The sequence below is a fragment of the Desulfosporosinus sp. BICA1-9 genome, from assembly GCF_000802135.1.
Map to the genome: position 1 here is coordinate 1 of NZ_JUEE01000142.1, position 19041 is coordinate 19041.

General features: G+C 42.1%; 17 protein-coding genes. 1 reads left to right on the forward strand and 16 read right to left on the reverse strand.

Going from position 1 to position 19041, the window contains the following annotated elements:
- On the forward strand, nucleotides 1–689 hold a 689-nt coding region (locus tag JL57_RS17150; protein WP_034143238.1), incomplete at its 5' end, for an IS200/IS605 family accessory protein TnpB-related protein.
- 608 nt (nucleotides 690–1297) lie between these two features.
- On the opposite strand, the gene JL57_RS17155 is transcribed toward JL57_RS17150, so the two are convergent.
- From JL57_RS17155 to JL57_RS17230, 16 genes are all read right to left on the reverse strand, one after another.
- Nucleotides 1298–2215, reverse strand: a complete 918-nt coding sequence (locus JL57_RS17155) for a DMT family transporter (protein ID WP_034143239.1) — start codon at nucleotides 2213–2215, stop codon at nucleotides 1298–1300.
- Nucleotides 2216–2537: 322 nt separating this feature from the next.
- Nucleotides 2538–3743: an aspartate aminotransferase family protein gene (locus JL57_RS17160; RefSeq protein ID WP_034143240.1), complete on the reverse strand. Its 1206-nt coding sequence runs from the start codon at nucleotides 3741–3743 to the stop codon at nucleotides 2538–2540.
- Between the two features lie 102 nt (nucleotides 3744–3845).
- A complete protein-coding gene (locus JL57_RS17165; RefSeq protein WP_291300211.1) occupies nucleotides 3846–6002 on the reverse strand; it encodes an aldehyde ferredoxin oxidoreductase family protein in 2157 nt (718 codons plus the stop codon).
- Nucleotides 6003–6107: 105 nt separating this feature from the next.
- Nucleotides 6108–7091: an ornithine cyclodeaminase family protein gene (locus JL57_RS17170; protein WP_034143241.1), complete on the reverse strand. Its 984-nt coding sequence runs from the start codon at nucleotides 7089–7091 to the stop codon at nucleotides 6108–6110.
- Nucleotides 7092–7331: 240 nt separating this feature from the next.
- Nucleotides 7332–8531 carry an FAD-binding oxidoreductase gene (locus JL57_RS17175; protein WP_034143242.1) on the reverse strand — a complete coding sequence of 400 codons (1200 nt, stop codon included), beginning with the start codon at nucleotides 8529–8531 and terminating at the stop codon, nucleotides 7332–7334.
- Between the two features lie 207 nt (nucleotides 8532–8738).
- Nucleotides 8739–9455: a FadR/GntR family transcriptional regulator gene (locus tag JL57_RS17180; protein WP_034143243.1), complete on the reverse strand. Its 717-nt coding sequence runs from the start codon at nucleotides 9453–9455 to the stop codon at nucleotides 8739–8741.
- Nucleotides 9410–9778, reverse strand: a complete 369-nt coding sequence (locus JL57_RS17185; RefSeq protein ID WP_291300212.1) for a flavin reductase family protein — start codon at nucleotides 9776–9778, stop codon at nucleotides 9410–9412. The genes JL57_RS17180 and JL57_RS17185 overlap by 46 nt, the downstream gene beginning before the upstream one ends.
- Before the next feature lie 47 nt (nucleotides 9779–9825).
- Nucleotides 9826–11148: a nickel-dependent lactate racemase gene (gene larA, locus JL57_RS17190; protein ID WP_034143244.1), complete on the reverse strand. Its 1323-nt coding sequence runs from the start codon at nucleotides 11146–11148 to the stop codon at nucleotides 9826–9828.
- Entirely contained in the window at nucleotides 11145–11873 is a 729-nt protein-coding gene (locus JL57_RS17195; RefSeq protein WP_034143245.1) for an ABC transporter ATP-binding protein, read from the reverse strand. Before JL57_RS17195 ends, larA begins: the two co-directional genes overlap by 4 nt.
- Complete coding sequence (locus JL57_RS17200; RefSeq protein WP_291300214.1) at nucleotides 11851–12660, reverse strand: ABC transporter ATP-binding protein; 810 nt, start codon at nucleotides 12658–12660, stop codon at nucleotides 11851–11853. Before JL57_RS17200 ends, JL57_RS17195 begins: the two co-directional genes overlap by 23 nt.
- On the reverse strand, nucleotides 12648–13667 hold the full coding sequence (locus tag JL57_RS17205) for a branched-chain amino acid ABC transporter permease (RefSeq protein WP_291300215.1): 1020 nt from the start codon (nucleotides 13665–13667) through the stop codon (nucleotides 12648–12650). Before JL57_RS17205 ends, JL57_RS17200 begins: the two co-directional genes overlap by 13 nt.
- Nucleotides 13668–14540: a branched-chain amino acid ABC transporter permease gene (locus tag JL57_RS17210; protein ID WP_034143246.1), complete on the reverse strand. Its 873-nt coding sequence runs from the start codon at nucleotides 14538–14540 to the stop codon at nucleotides 13668–13670.
- 81 nt (nucleotides 14541–14621) lie between these two features.
- Entirely contained in the window at nucleotides 14622–15776 is a 1155-nt protein-coding gene (locus JL57_RS17215; protein ID WP_034143262.1) for an ABC transporter substrate-binding protein, read from the reverse strand.
- A 587-nt stretch (nucleotides 15777–16363) separates the two neighbouring features.
- Nucleotides 16364–17368: an ABC transporter substrate-binding protein gene (locus JL57_RS17220; protein ID WP_034143247.1), complete on the reverse strand. Its 1005-nt coding sequence runs from the start codon at nucleotides 17366–17368 to the stop codon at nucleotides 16364–16366.
- A 62-nt stretch (nucleotides 17369–17430) separates the two neighbouring features.
- Nucleotides 17431–18270 (reverse strand): ABC transporter permease, encoded by an 840-nt coding sequence (locus tag JL57_RS17225; RefSeq protein ID WP_045690932.1) that lies wholly within the window; start codon nucleotides 18268–18270, stop codon nucleotides 17431–17433.
- Nucleotides 18263–19030: an ABC transporter ATP-binding protein gene (locus tag JL57_RS17230; protein ID WP_291300216.1), complete on the reverse strand. Its 768-nt coding sequence runs from the start codon at nucleotides 19028–19030 to the stop codon at nucleotides 18263–18265. The genes JL57_RS17225 and JL57_RS17230 overlap by 8 nt, the downstream gene beginning before the upstream one ends.
- Nucleotides 19031–19041: the final 11 nt, after the last annotated feature.

Consider the following 19041-nt stretch of genomic DNA (forward strand, 5'->3'; position numbering starts at 1 on the left):
GGGAGAACGACAAGTATTATATCCATGTGGCGATTGAGGAAACTATTCCTGAAACCTATACGTCTTATAACGGACTCTATGGAGTTGACACCAATCCCGATGGGTTAGGAATCGCCAGCTTGGATTACTTGGGACAGTTTAGAGGGCATATGTGGATGTCCCAAGGCGAATGGACCTACGCCAGATCGAACAGACGTCTTAACCTAATCGGAGAGCAGGCAAAACTCTTGGTTAACATGGCCCAAGAGTCCGGCAAAGGATTAGCCGTTGAGGATCTGGACTTTAAGCAGGATAAAGACGTATCTGCCAAATTCAACCGGATGAGTCACGGGTTTGTGTGGTCGAAGTTCTTGGAAGCGGTAGAACGAAAAGCATTAAGAGATGGAGTACCACTCATCAAAGTTAAGCCGACCTTCACATCGGTGATAGGGATATTAAAATATCAACACCAATACGGCTCGTCAAACCATGAATCAGCGGCTTATGTGATTGGCCGCAGGGCATTGGGCTATGATTATGAAAAAGTTCCACGGAGTTTAGTGGATGAGTTCGTGAAGGATAAAGACGGGTTTTCCTACATTAATAACTGGAAACAGTGGAGTGCTATAAAAAAAGCAATTCTTAAATCTCTAAAAAAGAAAGGGGTGAAAAGCTTGGTCTCTTGGCAGCATCTAAAGAAATCAGCTTAAAGTATTCCTGTGGTAACGATACACGTTGTGAAAGGTCGTTGCCACACACATAGGTTTAGGCGGTGGGTAACACCCCCTTTTGGGCAGTACGGCATAAGCCGGCGATTGTTCAATCAATCACCCGAAATACAGGTAATGGCCTGTAGCTAAGTAGCTGAATCCTGTGATGCTACCTCCTGTTGTCGGCAGGAGAAAAACATATCATACCGTTTTACATGGTTTCGGTAGGTTTTAGAAACCAGGAGATGTAAAGGGTAATTCCTCCAAGCGTAGAAATGATCAATACTATTAGAAAAATGCTTAATCTACCCCAAAACTTAGGCTTTCTCCATGGTTTGAAATTCTTCAAAAAGCGGATGAATTTTAATAAATGTACACCCACTCTCGATTTTTGAAGATGTAGTGTACTCGATCTTTCCAACTAGGATTCCTTCTTTCTATAGTTAGCCTTAATAAATAGTACGAGTCTCAATATTATTGTACCATAGTGGAACAACCTTACCAGTAAAAAGTCTTATTCACCTCACAGACAAGAGCCTTTCACTCGCTTCAAACTTGAACTGAGTGAAAGGCTCTTCGAAGTAAACACTAAATAATAGGGCAGTTCTTTAATTCACTGAGGAATTGACCTGCTGTATTATTTTTGGAGCGGGGGGCAAAACCGCCAAAATTCCTCCCAAAACCACGAAAATTCCCCCTACTACTTGTAAGAGTGTAAGGCTTTCTCTAAATAGTATTACGGCTAAAACAACCGTTATCACAGGCTCTGTAGTACTGATTATTGAGGCAGACGTTGCCCCTATACGTTTTATACCCTCAAAAAAGGTTAACATTCCAATAACGGTTGATAATAGTGCAATTCCAACCATTACCATCCAAGTCCCCCAGGATAGGTTCCACGTCATGCTACCCATAGAGAATCCGATGGTCCCATAAGTAAGTGTGGCAGCAGTAGAAATTATTGTAGTGCTTACTAAAGCTGTCGTCGTTTTCAATACTTTATGGCCAATGAGTATATAAACAGCATAAACAAAAGCAGACCCGAGGGCAAGCATAACCCCCAAGGAATTAATTCCTTGGAATGCTAAACCTAAGACCATGACTAGGCCGAAAGTTGATAGTAACAATCCTAAAAGCTTGTAAGTAGAAAACTTTTCTTGACGGGTTAGTACTGCAATCACGGTAACAATCACTGGATAAACGTATAATAGTAAAGCCGCTAGCGAGGCTGGAATAAAGCGTACCGAGGACATGTAAAGACCCGCCATCAAAGAATAGCAAATCCCCCCCATCCCCCATAAAATGAGCCATGTCTTTAGTGGCAATCGCGGAAACCCTTCTCGCCAGAGAGTGACCGTCCAGAAAAAGAGTACGGCAATTAAAAAGCGTACAAATAAAACTGTCGCTAGACTTGCACCACCTAAAAATGCAAATTTACCCAAAATAGTATAAAAGCTAAAACCAAAGGTAGAAATTAAAACTAATAATACGCCTATTCCGATCGATTGTTTGGGCCAGTTTTTCATTCGTTCACTCCAACTTCTAATAATTATTAATAGCTAGCTATATTCTTCCAAATTCGTGCAATTCTTTTTTATTTTGGGTATTCTCTCTTGAATCAGTTTCATTTTTAGAGAATCTATCTACTATTCAACGATTTTAGTCTAATTCCTGCTATTGATATTGATATTTTTGTTGTTAGTAATAGTTTACTTTTATCCTCTGAGGAACAATACTACCTCATGTTACCACTAAATAGCTTTTTTATAAATACAAAAAGCCGGAATAATCCGGCCTAAATCGATAGCAACACTTCCTAATGATCAAAATCCTCTCCATGTGATTAGCTTATCCCAACTTGGAGAAAACGTCGTCCAAGATGGCCAAAGCTTCGTCGATTTCTACTTTCTCAACAGTTAATGGTGGCAAAAAACGAAATGTCTTGCCTCCAACGCAATTAATCAAAAGGCCATTTTTGCGACACTCATCCACTATTTGAGGAGCCTTTTCACCTACGGTCAACCCTAACATCATACCCTGACCGCGCACTTTCTCCTCTACCCCATACTTTGCTGCAATTTGGTCTAGCCCATGACGTAAATACTCTGCACGTTCTACTACACCCTCTAAAAATCCATCCGCTAACATAACCTCAAGGACCGTACAGCCTACTGCCATCGCCAGTGGGTTTCCGCCGAGGGTCGTACCATGATCCCCAGGTTCGAACGCCACAGCGACCTTTGCTGTGGCCATTATCGCCCCAATGGATACTCCACCGCCAAGTGCTTTGGCTAAGGTCATGATATCTGGTGTCACCCCGCTCCATTGATGAGAAAACAACTTCCCCGTCCTGCCTACCCCGCACTGCACTTCATCAAAAATAAGCAGGGCATGGTAACGATCACAAAGTTCACGAGCTTTTTGGAGGAACTCTTCGGTTGCTGGATTAACCCCTCCTTCTCCTTGGATTGGCTCGATCAACAAGGCCGCAGTATTCTCATTGACTGCACTTTGCAAAGCCTCTATATCATTCAATGCAACATAGGAAAAACCAGCCGGTAAAGGCTCATAACCTTTATGGTATTTAGGTTGCCCAGTAGCCGTCAAGGTAGCTAATGTCCGCCCATGAAAAGAATTAGTTAATGAAACTACTTCATACTTATGGGTACCGTAGTTCTTTTTTGCATATTTACGGGCCAACTTCATTGCACCTTCATTAGCCTCACCCCCACTATTGCAGAAAAATACTTTATCTGCAAAAGAATTAGCGATCAGTAGCTCAGCAAGAGCTACCTGGTTAGGAATCCAGTACAAATTTGAAGTATGTAAAAGTTCCCCAGCCTGCCTCCGGATTGTCTCTACCACCTTTGGATGGCTGTGACCTAAAGAGTTAACCGCTATACCCGTTACAAAGTCTAGATAACGCTTGCAATCTGCATCCCAGACCCATACTCCTTCACCTTTAGTTAAGGCTATCGGAAATTGGTTATAAGTGTTCATAAGCGCCACTTTTCCACGCGAGATGATTTCATCTGTACTTAAATTTTCAAGCATGGCTTATTTCTCCTTTCTCCAACTACTTATTTGTTCTACAGATATGGCGAAATCCGGAAAAACATAGAATTATGATGGATCACTTGAATATCGTCCTAGCATTCAGGCGTATTTCTTCACCACGTCTACTACCTCAGAGAAATCTATACCAAGACGCTGCAATGTATCCATCGTTGGTATTCCGTTGGAGTTCCAACCCCTTCGTATATAGACTGCATCACACAATTTCTGATATTGTTCTTCCCTGTAGTTTCTTAGTATCTGAACTTTTACTTCAGTCGTTTTCCCCTCTATGTCAATATTGAGGATTTCCTTCAACTGTCCATCATACCTGTCCTGTCTCGAGTCATATTCCTCTAGGGTCACTGGACCGACGGCTCGATAAGGTACTTTGTCATATTCACGGGTTCCAAAACCCATTCGCAAATTAAAGATCCGGTGGAAGTTATAGACAACTTCCGACTGTCTAATTAGTTCATTATTGTCAATATTAGACCCGGTCACGCCGTTATATAGTTCTACATAGTTCTGCACATGTTCAGGAACTTTAGCAGGTTCAGCAGTGGTGTGATTATCCGCTGGAACGATATCATTCCATGGCAGTTTGCACAATCCGACTAAGCTAAACCAAGTCCGAAACATGGGATAATAGAAGAGCGCTTCGGCCTTGTCTTCAAAGGTAGGAATTTGATTATTAACCATGTCCATAAAGATGACCCAGGCCTCATCATGTTGAGGTCCTTTATTAGTCAGACCGTACCCGCCTTGCTGAGCCAGGGATTCTTTAGTCACATATTCTGAGAACTCAAGGCCTTTGACTTCCATGCCAATGTCTTGCAAAAAGTCTGGATTGGCTCCATATTTTTCAATAAACACTTTCTTCATCCGACGGATACCCAGCCCGGCAATCATACCAAAGCCTTCACCTTTGGCCATCTGGTGAAGTAGTTCCAGAGCAGCCTCAGCATTACCAAAGTTTAGTTTTAGTCCACCCGTAATATCCAGATTAAGAACTCCGTTTTCGTAACACTCCATCACAAAGGCTGTGAGGGTCCCGAAGGAAATTGTATCGACTCCGTAAGTATCACAATAAAAATTAGTTTCGATCACGAATTCTGGATCGAAAATACCTAAGACACTGCCGGCAGCGGAAAGCGTCTCGTATTCCGGACCGTCAACTAACACCTCTTTGTCTTTATAGGGCCCGGTTTTAAGCTTATAGGAATTGATCACTTTGGCACAAGAAAGAGTACAGCCATACCAACATTCATCGTGACCATTAAGATTGAAATACTTGGAGAGGAGGACAGCGTGAGCAATGTTTTTCGCATTGGGATCAGAACCAAACTTATAATTACGCACGGGTAAAAGGTCATATTCATCCATGATCTTGACGATATGAGTTGTTCCCAGTGTTCTCATTTTGCATTGTGAATCATCTAGAGTTAAGATTTCCTTGTGCATTTTTTGACCCACTTTTTTTAAGGCAGCAAGGTCGTGTGGGTTATTTAAATCTCCTCTTATTTTAATGCTCTTGATTACCAAGGCTTTAATATTCTTATCTCTAAAAACCGTACCTAAGCCGCCTCTTCCGGCTTGTTTTATTCTCACCGCTTTTCGGCGTGTATCGTAAAAAGAGAAATTGAGTAGCCCAATCAAGGTATGTTGAGCTGCCTCTCCAGCAGTTACTACCGAAACGTTTACTTTGTCTTCTTCACTTTCGGCATACATTTCTGTTAACTGTTCAATCAGGATGTGGCTGTTAACCGCCTCTAAAGGAGCTTCTTCAAGGGTCACAGTTCCTGTAGTTCCATCAATAAACAGAATAACGTCGCGTTCGGCTTTGCCTTGGATTTCAAGGGCGTCCCAGCCGGAGAATTTCAAGAAAGGGCCGAAGTAACCCCCAACATTACTATCCATTGCGGATTCCGTCAAGGGAGATAAACCGACTACATAGGATTTACCAGCACCAGGGTATTGAGTTATGCCACCAATCGGGCCGGGAGCAATAATCAGCTCATTTTCAGGATCATTCCATTTCGTATGATCATTAATACCATCCCACAATAGTTTTAAACCAAAGCCTCTTCCACCAATAAACTTCTGCTTCATCAATTCAGTAATAGGTTTTTCGGCAAAGGTGTTTGTCGATAGATTGACATATAAGGAACGGTTAGCATATCCTTTTTCTATTTGACCAAGATGATAGTTAAATGTGCCTAAGAGTTTATGCGATTGTTTCATTTCTGCAAGATTCATTTAGCGTTCCCTCCAACTATGGCATGTAATTTTGCCCTTTTTTTCATTATCTCATTCCATTCGCTGAGCTTAAAGGATTAAGGGAAAATCGATCATAGATTAATTCTAAACGGGAAGAAGTTGGCCCAGCTCTTGTTTTAGCGCAAGGTTGTATACTAAAGCAGCTACCGCAACATCTTCGAGTGACAATCCCAAGTTGATCGCCATGATTCTTTCCGAATCATTAAGCCGACCAGATAGTTTACCTGAGACCAGGTCTGCCAGATCCCCATAAACCGGTGGCACCGCGTTAAAATAACCCATTTGGCGATGACTTTCAAATTGCGGAACATCATCGACATAAATTCTGTCAACAGTTTCAAAACTGCTTTTTTTCCAGTAGGAATCATAATCGATCGGCGCACCAAAACAGCCTTCCTTTAACCATGACCCTTCGATGACAGGATCAGGGTTAGTGACAATGGGCCCTGCAGAAATGATGATATCACCGCCTTCTACGGCTTGCTGGGGATTGAAAGCGTGTTCGACCTTAACCTTAAAACGCAGTTCCATTTCCTGGGCAAACAGAGTGATAGCAGCCTTGTTAATGTCATAGGCTTTAACAATTTTAAGTTCGGGACAGATCGCTAGGACTGCTTCTAACTGAGTACGGGCCTGAACTCCACACCCTAGAATTGCTACTGACTGGCTATTCTTGCGCGCCAGATACTTAGCAGATAGCCCTGTGACTGCGCCTGTACGAATGGCAGTCAAAACGCCTGCTTCCATGATTACCATGGGAACCCCGGTTTCTTGGTCGTTTAGGACAATCAATCCTGAGATATAAGGCAAACCTTTTTCTCTATTTCCCGGATAGGCGCTGATCCATTTAAGTCCTGCGATATTATACTTAGGAAAGCTACAAACCATTGCATTGATAAAGTTGTCATCCCGTTTAGGATGCACTTCAATCTTGGCCAAAGCATCCACGTTTCCTTGAGCTTTTTCCAGAAATGACTCTTCCAGAAGGCTAATAACTTCAGACATGCCAATACTTAAGGAAGCAATATGTTGTCTGGACAAGTACAAAACCTCACTGCCAATCTTCATGAGTCCACTCCCTCTTTGCCAATTTAAGAATATCGATAATGCTAGTTATAGCTTTTAGTTCTTTCACCTGTTCCAGATTCAGCCGATTTGCGGTCAATAAAGTTCTTTGATAGTTCGAATTCCCTTTGCCTCCTGCTCGTTTATATCAAAGTATTATACCGACATTTTTCGGCCTATTTACAGTAGGTCCATGGTATGACCGATTTTGGTAAAGAATATCCCTTGCTTTGCTTAAAGACTCTAGTAGACTTCTTTTTCCAAGAGCAATTGCTTTTTGTCAAATCGTTCCAAAGAAAACGGGGTCAAATCTATGGTTTCATACCTACCTAAGCGGATCAGCTCTGATAAGCATTTACCGGCTGCAGGTGCCTGTTGGAATCCATGACCACTAAAACCCGTGAGCAAATAATAACCTTTCATCAGTGGATGCTCACCGATGATCGCATTATGGTCAATATAGTTATATTCATAGAGACCAGCCCACCCTTGTTCTAATTTTAACCTTTCAAAATTTGGGGAACGTTCAGCCAATAACGGCCAGACTTCATCCGTAAAATAGGATTTATCCAAATGGAAATCATATTGGTACTGGTAATCTTCCTGCCGATCTACCATATGAGCCCCTTCCCGGGAACCAGTAATTATTTTCGGTCCTTCGCCCAAGAAGTAAGTGCCGTGAATCGTATCGAAGATAAATGGGATGCTCTTTTGAAATGGAACAGTCAAATCGACACAATAAACTTGTTTACGAAGCGGTCGAACCGGTATATCTAATCCCGCCGTGCTGCTTAATTCACCAGACCAGGCTCCGGCAGCATTTACCACAATCGATGCGTGATACTCTTCTCCGTTTTCCAATCTCACGCCGCTTATTTGATGATCCCCATCTGTTAAAATAGCTTGAACCTTTTCATATATATACTCTACACCTAACCGTTTGGCATGTTTTACGTACCATTGCAGCACTGAATAAGGGTCTATGTTACCAGCAGCCACATCGAAAACAGCACCTGCTAAATCATCAACGATCAGTTCTGGCACGAAGGATTTTATTTCTTCTGGAGTTAACAACTGTATATTTATGCCAAAGCTCTTTTGTAATTTCATATTTTCTTTCAACATGGATAGTACTTGATCATTAGCCAAATACAGATAACCATGTTGTTTAAAATCAATGACGGCTGGATCTCCGTCCAGGGCCATTTCTTTTTCAAACTTCTCATAGAGTTGTATACTAAGTTGGGACAATCGTATATTCCCTTCAATACTAAAGGTATGCCGAACTCCTCCATAACTACGGGGAGTGGAAGAATACTCATACATCCGATCTTTTTCAAATATAACAAGGCTACCTGTATATCCGTCTTTGCGCAAGTTGTACGCTAAACTTGATGCCATGATCCCGCCACCAACAATCATCAAATCGTATTTCTTAGCCATATTACCCTCCGTAAATTCAAATTTAGTGATTCAACCATCTTATTAATAAAAACACAAACATGAAAGCAGCAACTTAAACTTCATTCCAATTTAAGAGTGTAATTACGTTCTATTGGTATTTTTTATGGCAGCCCTTGGTATGACCAAAATATTAAAAAAATATCTCATCCTTAGCAGATGAATTTAATCAGGATGCCAAGAACAAAACTACTCCTCAACTCCTCGTAACTTCTTTAACTCTTGAATTGATGTATGAATGTGCTCGCTGACAGCTTCTGCAGCTGCTTCGGCATCGCCAATCTTTATGGCTTCGTAAACACGTCCATGTTGCTGCGACCAAAGCTGGCGATTTTCTTGCTGTTCAACAAGTTTTTGTCGGCTAGGTCCATAGTATTCTTTCATTAACCCCATTAATACGGTCATTAAGTTTTGCAGCACTGGATTGTGAGTAGCGCGGACTACACTAAAATGGAACTCGCTGTCCGACTCATCGGTATTCCGCCCTTCCTTCACATCATTTTCCATATTGCGTACTAACTCACACATATTGTAGAGATCAGCACGATCAGCACGCTTAGCTGCAATGCGTGCAGCGCCTGTTTCCATCACTAACCTAGCTTCCAATAAGTCGAAAATGCCGTCTATCTCTTTAAGAACTATGGTGGCAAAAGGATCAATTAAATCATTAATATTTACCTCTTTAACATAAGCACCGCTTCCGGGTGTAATCTCTAACAACCCTTGAGACACCAATGATGTTAGTGCCTCCCGTACTGCTGATCGGCTAACGCCCAATGTTTCGGCTAATTGTCTTTCCGGTAATAGCTGGTCTCCCTTCGCTAAAGTACCATCTTGAATTAAACTTCTAATCTTTTGTGCTACTTCTTCGTATAGACGAGTACGTTTTTTGCGAGTAAGATCCATAACTTAAAAATCTCCCTTAATTTGTTATAGGCTTCTATAGGCGTCAGACCCGTCACCTGGAATTTGTCCACATCTTTACCTGAAACCTGACCACAGTAGTCAACAATTTGGGCTTGGTCTGCCGTGGGAATATTGATTACGTATTCCATTGACTGAGTAATTAACTGATGCGAATACCTTCCTTTTGGACGTACACTTATATATACCACAAGCTGAGGTCCCGATGCAAGGATCCCCGTCCACGCTATGCTGATAATGTTCGGCTTACTATCTTCTTTGTTTCGAGAAGTCACGAGCACCGTAGGCAAAGGGAACAAGTCCATAAAAGGTTGTTTTATAGTTTTCTTATTAATGGCTTATTCCTTCTTTCTTATTCAAATTTAGGAATAACCTTCCCTGCATAGGGTAAGACAGTAACGCGAGCCTGTGGTCCGTGGTCTTTCAAGGCCTCATCGATCGCCTGCTGCAAGGTCGATGCATGTCCCATATGAACATCGCGCAGTTCTTCTTGGGTCATACCGTCCGTTACAACCACCATCTTACAGTTTAATTTGTGTAAGAGCCATGAAAATGTGTAGAGAACTACCCCTTCCTCTGGCGGCATGGTATCATCTCTAGTCAAAGCACGTATTTCTTCAGGATCCGGCATCTGCTTCATCCAATCTGCGTACTTTTGCTTCAATATACCTTCGTAAATGCCCTCTCGACATTCGCAGGGCACAATCACTGTTCCCCCGGGTTTAATAATGTTATCCAAAGCCTGAATCGCACGTGATGCACCTTGATAAAGACTGATTTCAAACCCAGCAGAACCGACGCCAGCTACTACAATATCCGCTTTCTCATGGATAGTAACTTCCAGGCTACGCCCAGATACAGCGACACCATCTCTATGTACCTCTATATGTTCTCCCGCTAAAATTCCTACAATTTGATTCTCTTCATCAAGAACGGTATTAACTACCATTTGTAAACCAGCAACCGTTGCTGCCTCTTCTATATCCGCTCGCACGATATTTTGCGGCGGCAGTACTCCGATCATTGAACCTCTACCGGCTTTTTCCAATTGATCCGTAAAAAGTTTATGATTTGTGTAGATAGTTTCTTTACTGACGATGCCCGGCAGTACGGTCTTTCCACCGCCAGTCCAGCCTGCCATCAAGCAAGGAACAATATTTCCAGTCACAATTTTTATATCTGCATCGGCAAATTTATGATGGATCTGCACGGGGGTACCAAAACTTGTCGTACCAAGCTCAATATGAACCTTTTCAAAAGGTCTATTATTGAGAACTTCAATCCGGTCTGCTATCTCTGCCCCAAGGTTTTTTACGATGTCCTCCTTACTATCCGGTGTATGTACACCAGTCCCGATAATAATTGTGACATTTGCATCTTTAATTCCCAAAGCATGAAGTTCACTCAAAAGAATAGGAAGGATTTCGTTATTCGGTGTCAGCCTAGTACGGTCGGTTACCCCAATGGCAACTTTTTTGCCGGTTGTGGCGATTTCCGCTATACCAGTCTTAATCAAACCGTCCATAATGACCTTCTTCATCACGACCATCGGCTGATCAAGTGGCGGTAAGGGCATTGGGTTATATATGCCGATCAAGTTCTGCACAGGCACTATGGCTATTAATTCCTTCGTACCACTAGGAACTTTGAAGCTTACATTTGTATCACTACTCATAATGCTACTCCTTTTCTTTTGTGTGATCCCAGATAAGCCTGTTTCACTTCTAAGTTCGCTCTCAGCTCACTCGCAGTTCCCTCTATGACAATCTTACCAGTCTCCAAGACGTAAGCTCTGTCAGCATTTGCCAAAGCCATGTTGGCATTTTGCTCCACCAACAAAATAGTTGTACCGGTTTTCTTAATCTCCCTGATCGTGCGGAATATCTCTTTTACCACGATTGGAGCCAAGCCCATGGAAGGCTCATCGAGCAACAATAATTTGGGTGATGCCATTATGCTCCGGCCAATCGCTAGCATCTGTTGTTCACCACCACTAAGAGTTCCGCCATATTGTGCTTTGCGTTCGTATAAACGTGGAAACTTTTCAAAGACATTTTGCAAATCACTGGCTATCTTGGGCTTATCTTTCCTAACATAGGCTCCTAACATCAGGTTTTCTAAAACTGTTAAGTTTGGGAAAATACCACGCCCTTCTGGAACATGGATGATACCAAGCTTTACGATCTGATCTGCTTTTAATTTACTAATGTCATGGCCGTCAAACTTGATCGTACCCTCTGCTAAGCAAAGTAAACCGGATATAGCCTTTAACGTTGTCGTTTTACCAGCTCCATTGGAACCGATTAAGGCAACAACCTCACCGGCCTTAACATTGAGTGATATACCCTTTAAAGCAGGAATCACTCCATAACGCACACTAACATTCTCTAGTGACAGCATCGCCATCCTCCTCATCGTCACTACTTCCGATATACGCCTCTATCACTTTCGGATCATTTTGGATGGCATCTGGCAGCCCATCCGCAATCTTTCGTCCATAATCTAAGACGACGATGCGTTCGGAAATATCCATGACTAGATCAAGATCATGCTCAATTAGAATAATTGTCTTATTCATTTCCCTGCTGATACGGCGTATAAGATCCATCAACTCCACTCTCTCCTGACTATTCATACCGGCAGCAGGTTCATCAAGCAATAATACTTCACACTCAGTCACTAAAGCTCGCGCTATTTCAAGCAAACGTTGTTTCCCATAAGGTAGATTAGCCGCCAGTTCTTCTAATTGATCGTCTAATCCTACAATAGAGAGTAATTCCTTACAGTAATCTATAGTCTTTCTTCTCTGCTCGTTCACTTTTCCAGTATGGAATAAAACTCCGAGCATTCCTTCTTTACTGCGGCAATGGTGACCAATCATCACATTTTCAAGCACTGTAAGCGTGGGAAACAAGCGAATGTTCTGAAAGGTTCGAGCGATACCTCTTTCCACTAGGACATGGGCCTTAAGGTTCTTAGTTGATTTCCCTTTAAGTCTTACCTCGCCAGTCGTTACTTGATAGACACCGGAGAGCACATTAAACAAAGTCGTTTTACCAGCACCGTTTGGTCCAATTATTGCCAGTATCTCCCCCTGATTAGCATGTAAGCTAACGTGATCGATAGCCATAATGCCACCGAACTGAACAGTGACATTCTCCATTTCGATTATTTTTAGTGCGGCCAATTTGTTCCACCCCTTTTCGTCAGGTGGTGACTTTTATCAAGATTTTTGAGGATTACATTACGAACCCGTTTATTAGCTCCCCAAAAACCTTCTGGTTTAAATATCATCATGCCTACCATTAAAGCACCATACAATAACATGCGGTAATCCGCCATAAAACGCAACACTTCTGGTGCCAAACCCAAAACAATTGCCCCAATTACTACGCCTGGAATACTAGCTAATCCACCCAAAACAACCATAGCTAGAATGGTAACCGAATCCATAAAAGTGAAGGAATCCGGACTCACGAAGGAAATATAAGTAGCATAATAGCCTCCTGCTATCCCTGCGAACAAAGCTGCAAAAGTAAAGGCCAATAGTTTAGCCCGTGTAGTGTGAACTCCCACTGCTTCCGCTGCTACTTCGTCGTGACTGACCGCAATAAGGCTGAGGCCAAATTCAGATTCAGCAACTCGAACCATAAAGAGTATCGTAATAATCAAGATAACTAGTATCAAATAATAAAAGGGAATTTTAGAAAAAAACATGTAACTTCCTATTTCTGGGGATGGAATGCCGGGTAACCCCATAGGACCCCGGGTTACACTATCCCAATTCAGAAAAACTAAGCGAACGATCTCACCAAAACCCAAAGTAACAATAGCTAGGTAATCCCCTTGGAGGCGAAGAGTTGGCAGTCCCAAAAGTAATCCAAACAAGGCTGTGATAATCCCACTTATGGGGATTGTCGCCCAATACGGTACATTGTAGTTCAACATTAGCAAGGCCGTCACGTAAGCACCAATTCCATAAAACGCTGCGTGACCAATCGACAGCTGTCCAGTAAATCCAGCAACCAAATTAAGACTAAGACTGAGTACAACATAAAGACCAATTGTAATCAGTACATGCATTAAATAATCGCTTTTAATGGCCAATGGTAAAATTATTAATACAAAAAGTAAGATCATCGGAGCCTGTTTACGACTAACAAATTGAGTGATTACACCTAACACCCTTTTCACCTACACTTTCTGCTGAATATTTTTACCTAGCAGACCAGTGGGTTTGATCAGCAAGATGATAATCAGCAATCCGAAGGCAATAGCATCCCTGTACCCCATCGACAGATAAGCTGCTCCCAAGTTTTCACAAACACCTAACAAGAGCCCTCCCAGCATGGCCCCTGGTATACTTCCAATTCCACCGAGCACTGCGGCTGTAAACGCTTTAAGACCAGCAGTATAGCCCATCACTGGGTACACTGCATCATAATAAAGTCCGACCAAAATGCCGGCAGCTGCAGCCAAAGCCGAGCCGATACCAAACGTTACAGAAATGACATTGTCGACTTTAATTCCCATCAGACTAGCAGTATTAACGTTGTGTGAAGTAGCCCGCATTGCCACCCCCATCTTAGTCTTATGCACAAACAAGTGTAATCCAAGCATCAATAATATAGCAACCACCATAGCATAGATCTGAATACTGCTTAGGATCACGCCGCCAAAATTAAACGTTTTGATTGTAAACGAAGGAGGAAAAGATCGGGTTTGTGTCCCCCACGCCAATTGGGCAAAGTTGACTAGGAAAATGGAAACACCTAGGGCACTTAAGAGGGGCCCCAACCTAGTCGAGTGCCTGAGTGGACGATAAGCTATCCGTTCTACTATAATCCCTAAGATGGCTACAATGAGCATCGATAGTAACATCGCTGGGATAAAACTCATGTGAAACTGCTTGACTAAGATAAGACCAGTAAAAGAACCAATCATGAAGATGTCCCCGTGAGCAAAATTTATGATCTTTAAAATCCCGTAGACCATGGTATAGCCCAGAGCAATCAGGGCATACATACTTCCTGCCGTCAATCCGTTGACAAGTTGCTGAAAAAACATAGGACACCTCTCTTCGAAATTGCTTAAACAGCTGGATGAAGAGGGAATTACCCCTCTTTCCAGCTGGTCTAAACCTTGAATTTATTTCTTATACATTTCGAATTTACCATTCTTAACAATAAGTTTCAGCGGTTGTTTTATGCAGTCCCCATTTTCATCAAAGGTGGTTGTCCCAGTAGCACCTTTGAAATCCTTCATAGTTGTTAACCAATCGTTGATTTTCTTGCGATCTTCGCCACCATTTTTTACAGCTGAAAACATAATGTTAGCTGCATCATAGGCAAAAGCAGCCCAAATATCGGGCTCAGCTCCCCATTTGGTCTTATAGGAATCAATGAAAGCCTTTGCTTCGGGATAAACTGCAGAACTATGAAAAGCACCGATACATAGCAACCCTTCAACATCTGTACCACCGAGTTTAATTAAAGCGTCAGAATAAAGACCGTTTGAGCCTATGACTGGATAATTAATGCCCAGACGCTTGCCTTGTTTTATAATCATAGCCGCTTCGTTATATTGACCTGCAATAAATAGGGCATCAGGGCTATTGTTTTTCATTTTAGTTAAGATTGCACTGAAGTCTTTTGTTTCGCCCAGATTATAAGGCTCTTGCATTACGACCTTAGCTCCAAGGGATGTCACCTTTTTATTGTAAACATCGGCGAGACCCTTACCATAGTCATCGTTCTCGTACAGAATGGCTATGTTCTTGTAGCCTTCATCTATGGTCCATTGGGCAACAAATTCACCGTCGTAGGCATCCGTAGTAATATCGCGAAAGGTATATGGTCCAGCTTTGGTCACAGCCGGTGAAGTTGAACCGTAGGAAAGCTGGGACAATCCGACCTTATTATAGATAGGTGCCCCCGCAAGAGTTGTCGAACTTGTGTAGTTCGCAATTACTCCTAAAATAGATTTATCGGCGGCAAATTTATTGGCGATGGATGCCGATTCCTTCGGATCTGCCTTATCGTCTTCGATCACTAATTCAACTTGCTTACCATTAACTCCACCTGATTTATTCACTTGTTCTGCTGCCAATTCGACCGCATTCTTAATAGTTGCTCCCGTCTCAGCGATTGCTCCTGTAAATGGTCCCGCTACACCAATTTTGATCTTTGCATCACTTGGCGCTTTTTGGCTGTCTGATGAAGCACCAGTCGTTCCGCAACCAGAAATCACTAGTGAAAGCACGAGAAAAGTTACTAATACTAACAGTGATGTGCTTTTTCTCATTTTAAACACTTGATAGCCTCCTCTTCGATAATAATCCACCATACGATCTTAAATGATAAAACTGTTGGGTCATATGAGCCCTAATGCACGGGATTACTCCTAATTTATTCTGTAGTTACCTCCTCTCTGAAACGTTTCCTGGGATAAAACTGATAATCGAACTAGTGTTGTGAATCACGACTAGTCCAAGGTAACCCATTGGTATTAAATTGGTCTGGACAATTTTTTCAATAGTTAGTAGTATTCAAGACAATTGACTATATTCCTGCAAGATATTAAAAGATTCTAACAATTTTGTAATTAAATATTCTGACATATTTCGACAGCAATTACCACTCTCTAATTCTTATTAACGCTTCCTATGTAAACGTTGTACTAGTTCATCCGCAATCTGAGGCTCACTATGCACTATAAAACCTAACACTGGCGTCTAGGGCAGCATGAACTCATGACACATTCCCTTGTAAAAATTGGACTCCATTTAATCTGATCATAGCTCCCCTCCTTTCTCGAAAGGTAACCCTCACAGCGAAAGAGGAGTTACTAATAAAAAAGATCAAGCATTTAGCTTGATCTTTTTGGTTTCATTATTTAAGGTTCTTAATAGCCGTTTCCCCGAATTTCCCTGTGACCACTTTTTCGTAGGGGGCGATCTTATTTAATTCCCCTGCATCCTTGATGATTTGTTGTAAAAGATAGAAATCCTTTTCGATTAGAACAGGATCCGTTTTCCAGGAATTCTGTTCTTTATACCGTTTGACTGCGCTCACGAGTATCTGATCGTTTTCATCTGGGAATTGAGGTTTGATGGCTTTGGCAATCTCCTCTGCAGTATGACTTGCTACCCAACGTTGTCCCTTATAGATTGCATTAGTAAACTTTTGAATGAGCTCGGGATTTTTCTCTATTGTGCTCTTCTTAGCAAAATAAGCGGTATAGGGTACTTCACCACTTTCCTTACCTAAGGAAGCAACGATATAGGCTTTACCCTCTTTTTCCATGCTCGAGGCCGTGGGCTCAAAGATAATGACATAGTCTCCTTGCCCTCCCATGAAGGCACCTGGCATCGCAGCAAATTGCATCGTGGTATCGATAGCTACATCCTTTCCAGTCGTTAGATTGTTCTTACTTAAGACATATTGAAGGACAATGGCTGGCATTCCCCCCTTACGCCCTCCGATAATATTCTTCCCTTGGAGATCACTCCATTTAAAATTGGGATCGGGGTTTCTGCCCATGAGGAAGGTTCCATCTCCATTCGTAAGTTGAGCGAATACGACACTGTTATCTGCTTTACCTTCATTATAGACGTAAATACTTGCTTCAGGTCCGGCGAAACCAATGTCAACCTGGCCAGATAAGACAGCGGTCATTACTTTATCTGCGCCTTGACCATTGGAAAGCTCTATATCGAGTCCCTCAGTCTTAAAAAAACCTTGACTCATAGCCACATACTGTGGAGCATAGAAAATGGAGTGGGTGACCTCGGATAGTTTTACCTTGGTGAGTGCGGTCTGGTTACTACAGCCTGATAACACTAAGGACAGTACTAAGGCTAACACGATAAGTACTAGCACGGTTTTCTTCTTCATAATGATGGGCCCTCCTCTTACACTATTTTGCTAAGCGCTGTTTATCTGTCAGTTTACTGGTTTTAGCCTTTGTTTTTTACAAGCAATCTTTCAAGATAAACCACCCCCTGATACATAATGGTCGCTGCTATACCTAGAATAATGACACTGGTCATAACCAGGTCCAATTTAAAAACTTGCCCACCATACACAATCAAGTAACCTAAACCTGCTCTTGAGACTAGAAACTCTCCTACAATGACTCCCACCCAAGACAATCCGACATTAATTTTTAGAGCATTGATAATGGTTGGATAGGAAGCAGGCAGTACTACTTTTGTAAGGACTTGAAATTTCGTTCCACCAAACGTCTGAACGAGCTTAATCTTTTCCTCATCAATGGCTAAAAATCCACCTAAAACTTCCAAGATGGTGACAATCAGTGAAATCGCCAAGGTCATGACTATAATTGCAGAAGTACCTGCTCCAATCCAAACAATAAAGATCGGCCCGAGCGCTATTTTAGGCAAACTGTTCAGGACCACAAGATAGGGTTCTAATATTTTACATAAAAACTCTGACCACCATAAGATAATTGCCATAATCGTTCCCAAGAACGTTCCTAAGATAAAGCCGACGAATGCTTCTAGACAGGTTATGCCTATGTGATGAAAAAGCACTCCCTCTTCATATAATCTCAGAATCGTCTTTAATACCCTTGAGGGCTGACTGGTAATAAACGGGTCAACTAGTTTGGCATTAGCAAAGACTTCCCAAAATATTAGCGCAAAAGCTAGAATAAGTAATTGTATGAGCCGAACCCACAGTTTTTCCATCCTGATCCGCTGCAAATACACCCTATGTTCTTGAGAAATGTCAGTATCTTGAGTCTTAGGAGATTCCCTTTCTTCTAAGTTAGACATGGACATCAAGCCCCCTCCATATCTCCTGGAAATAGTTCCTAAACTCTGGTGCATCCCTTGAGGATAAAGGGGTCCTGTTGGTATTCTTAAACTTAATTTCATAAATGTTCTTTACCGTTCCCGGTCGTTTTGACAAAAGAATGACCCGGTCAGCCATGCTGATGCTCTCGCTAATATCATGGGTAACCAGCAGCGCAGTTTTATTTTCTTTTTTAATTATTGCGTAGATATCGTCGTTAACCACTAGCCTCGTCTGAAAGTCTAAGGCCGAAAAAGCTTCATCTAGTAAAAGAATTTGAGGATCCGTCACAAGAGTTCGGATGAGTGCCGCTCTTTGCCTCATCCCTCCGGATAGCTGGTTTGGATATTTATCTTTAAATTCGTATAACCCATATGTTTTAAGAAGTTTAATAGCTCGCTCTTTCGCCTCTGGCGTGATTGAGTTTCTAATTTCAAGACCAAGCATGACGTTTTGATAGATCGTCCTCCAGTCAAAAAGATGGTCTTTTTGCAACATATAGCCGATTTTTTTGGAAGTTCCGCTGACCTTTTCCCCAGAAATCATGACAGATCCTGAGGTTGAGGACATCAAGCCCGAAATGATCGATAATAAGGTGGATTTACCACAACCGCTAGGACCAACAATGCTTACAAACTCTCCTTCCCGAACATAAAAATTAATATTTTCTAAGGCAATTATTTCCCCATTGGGGGATTGATACTTCATGCCAACTTCCTGCACCTCGACAATATAGCTCAATTGGCGTTCCC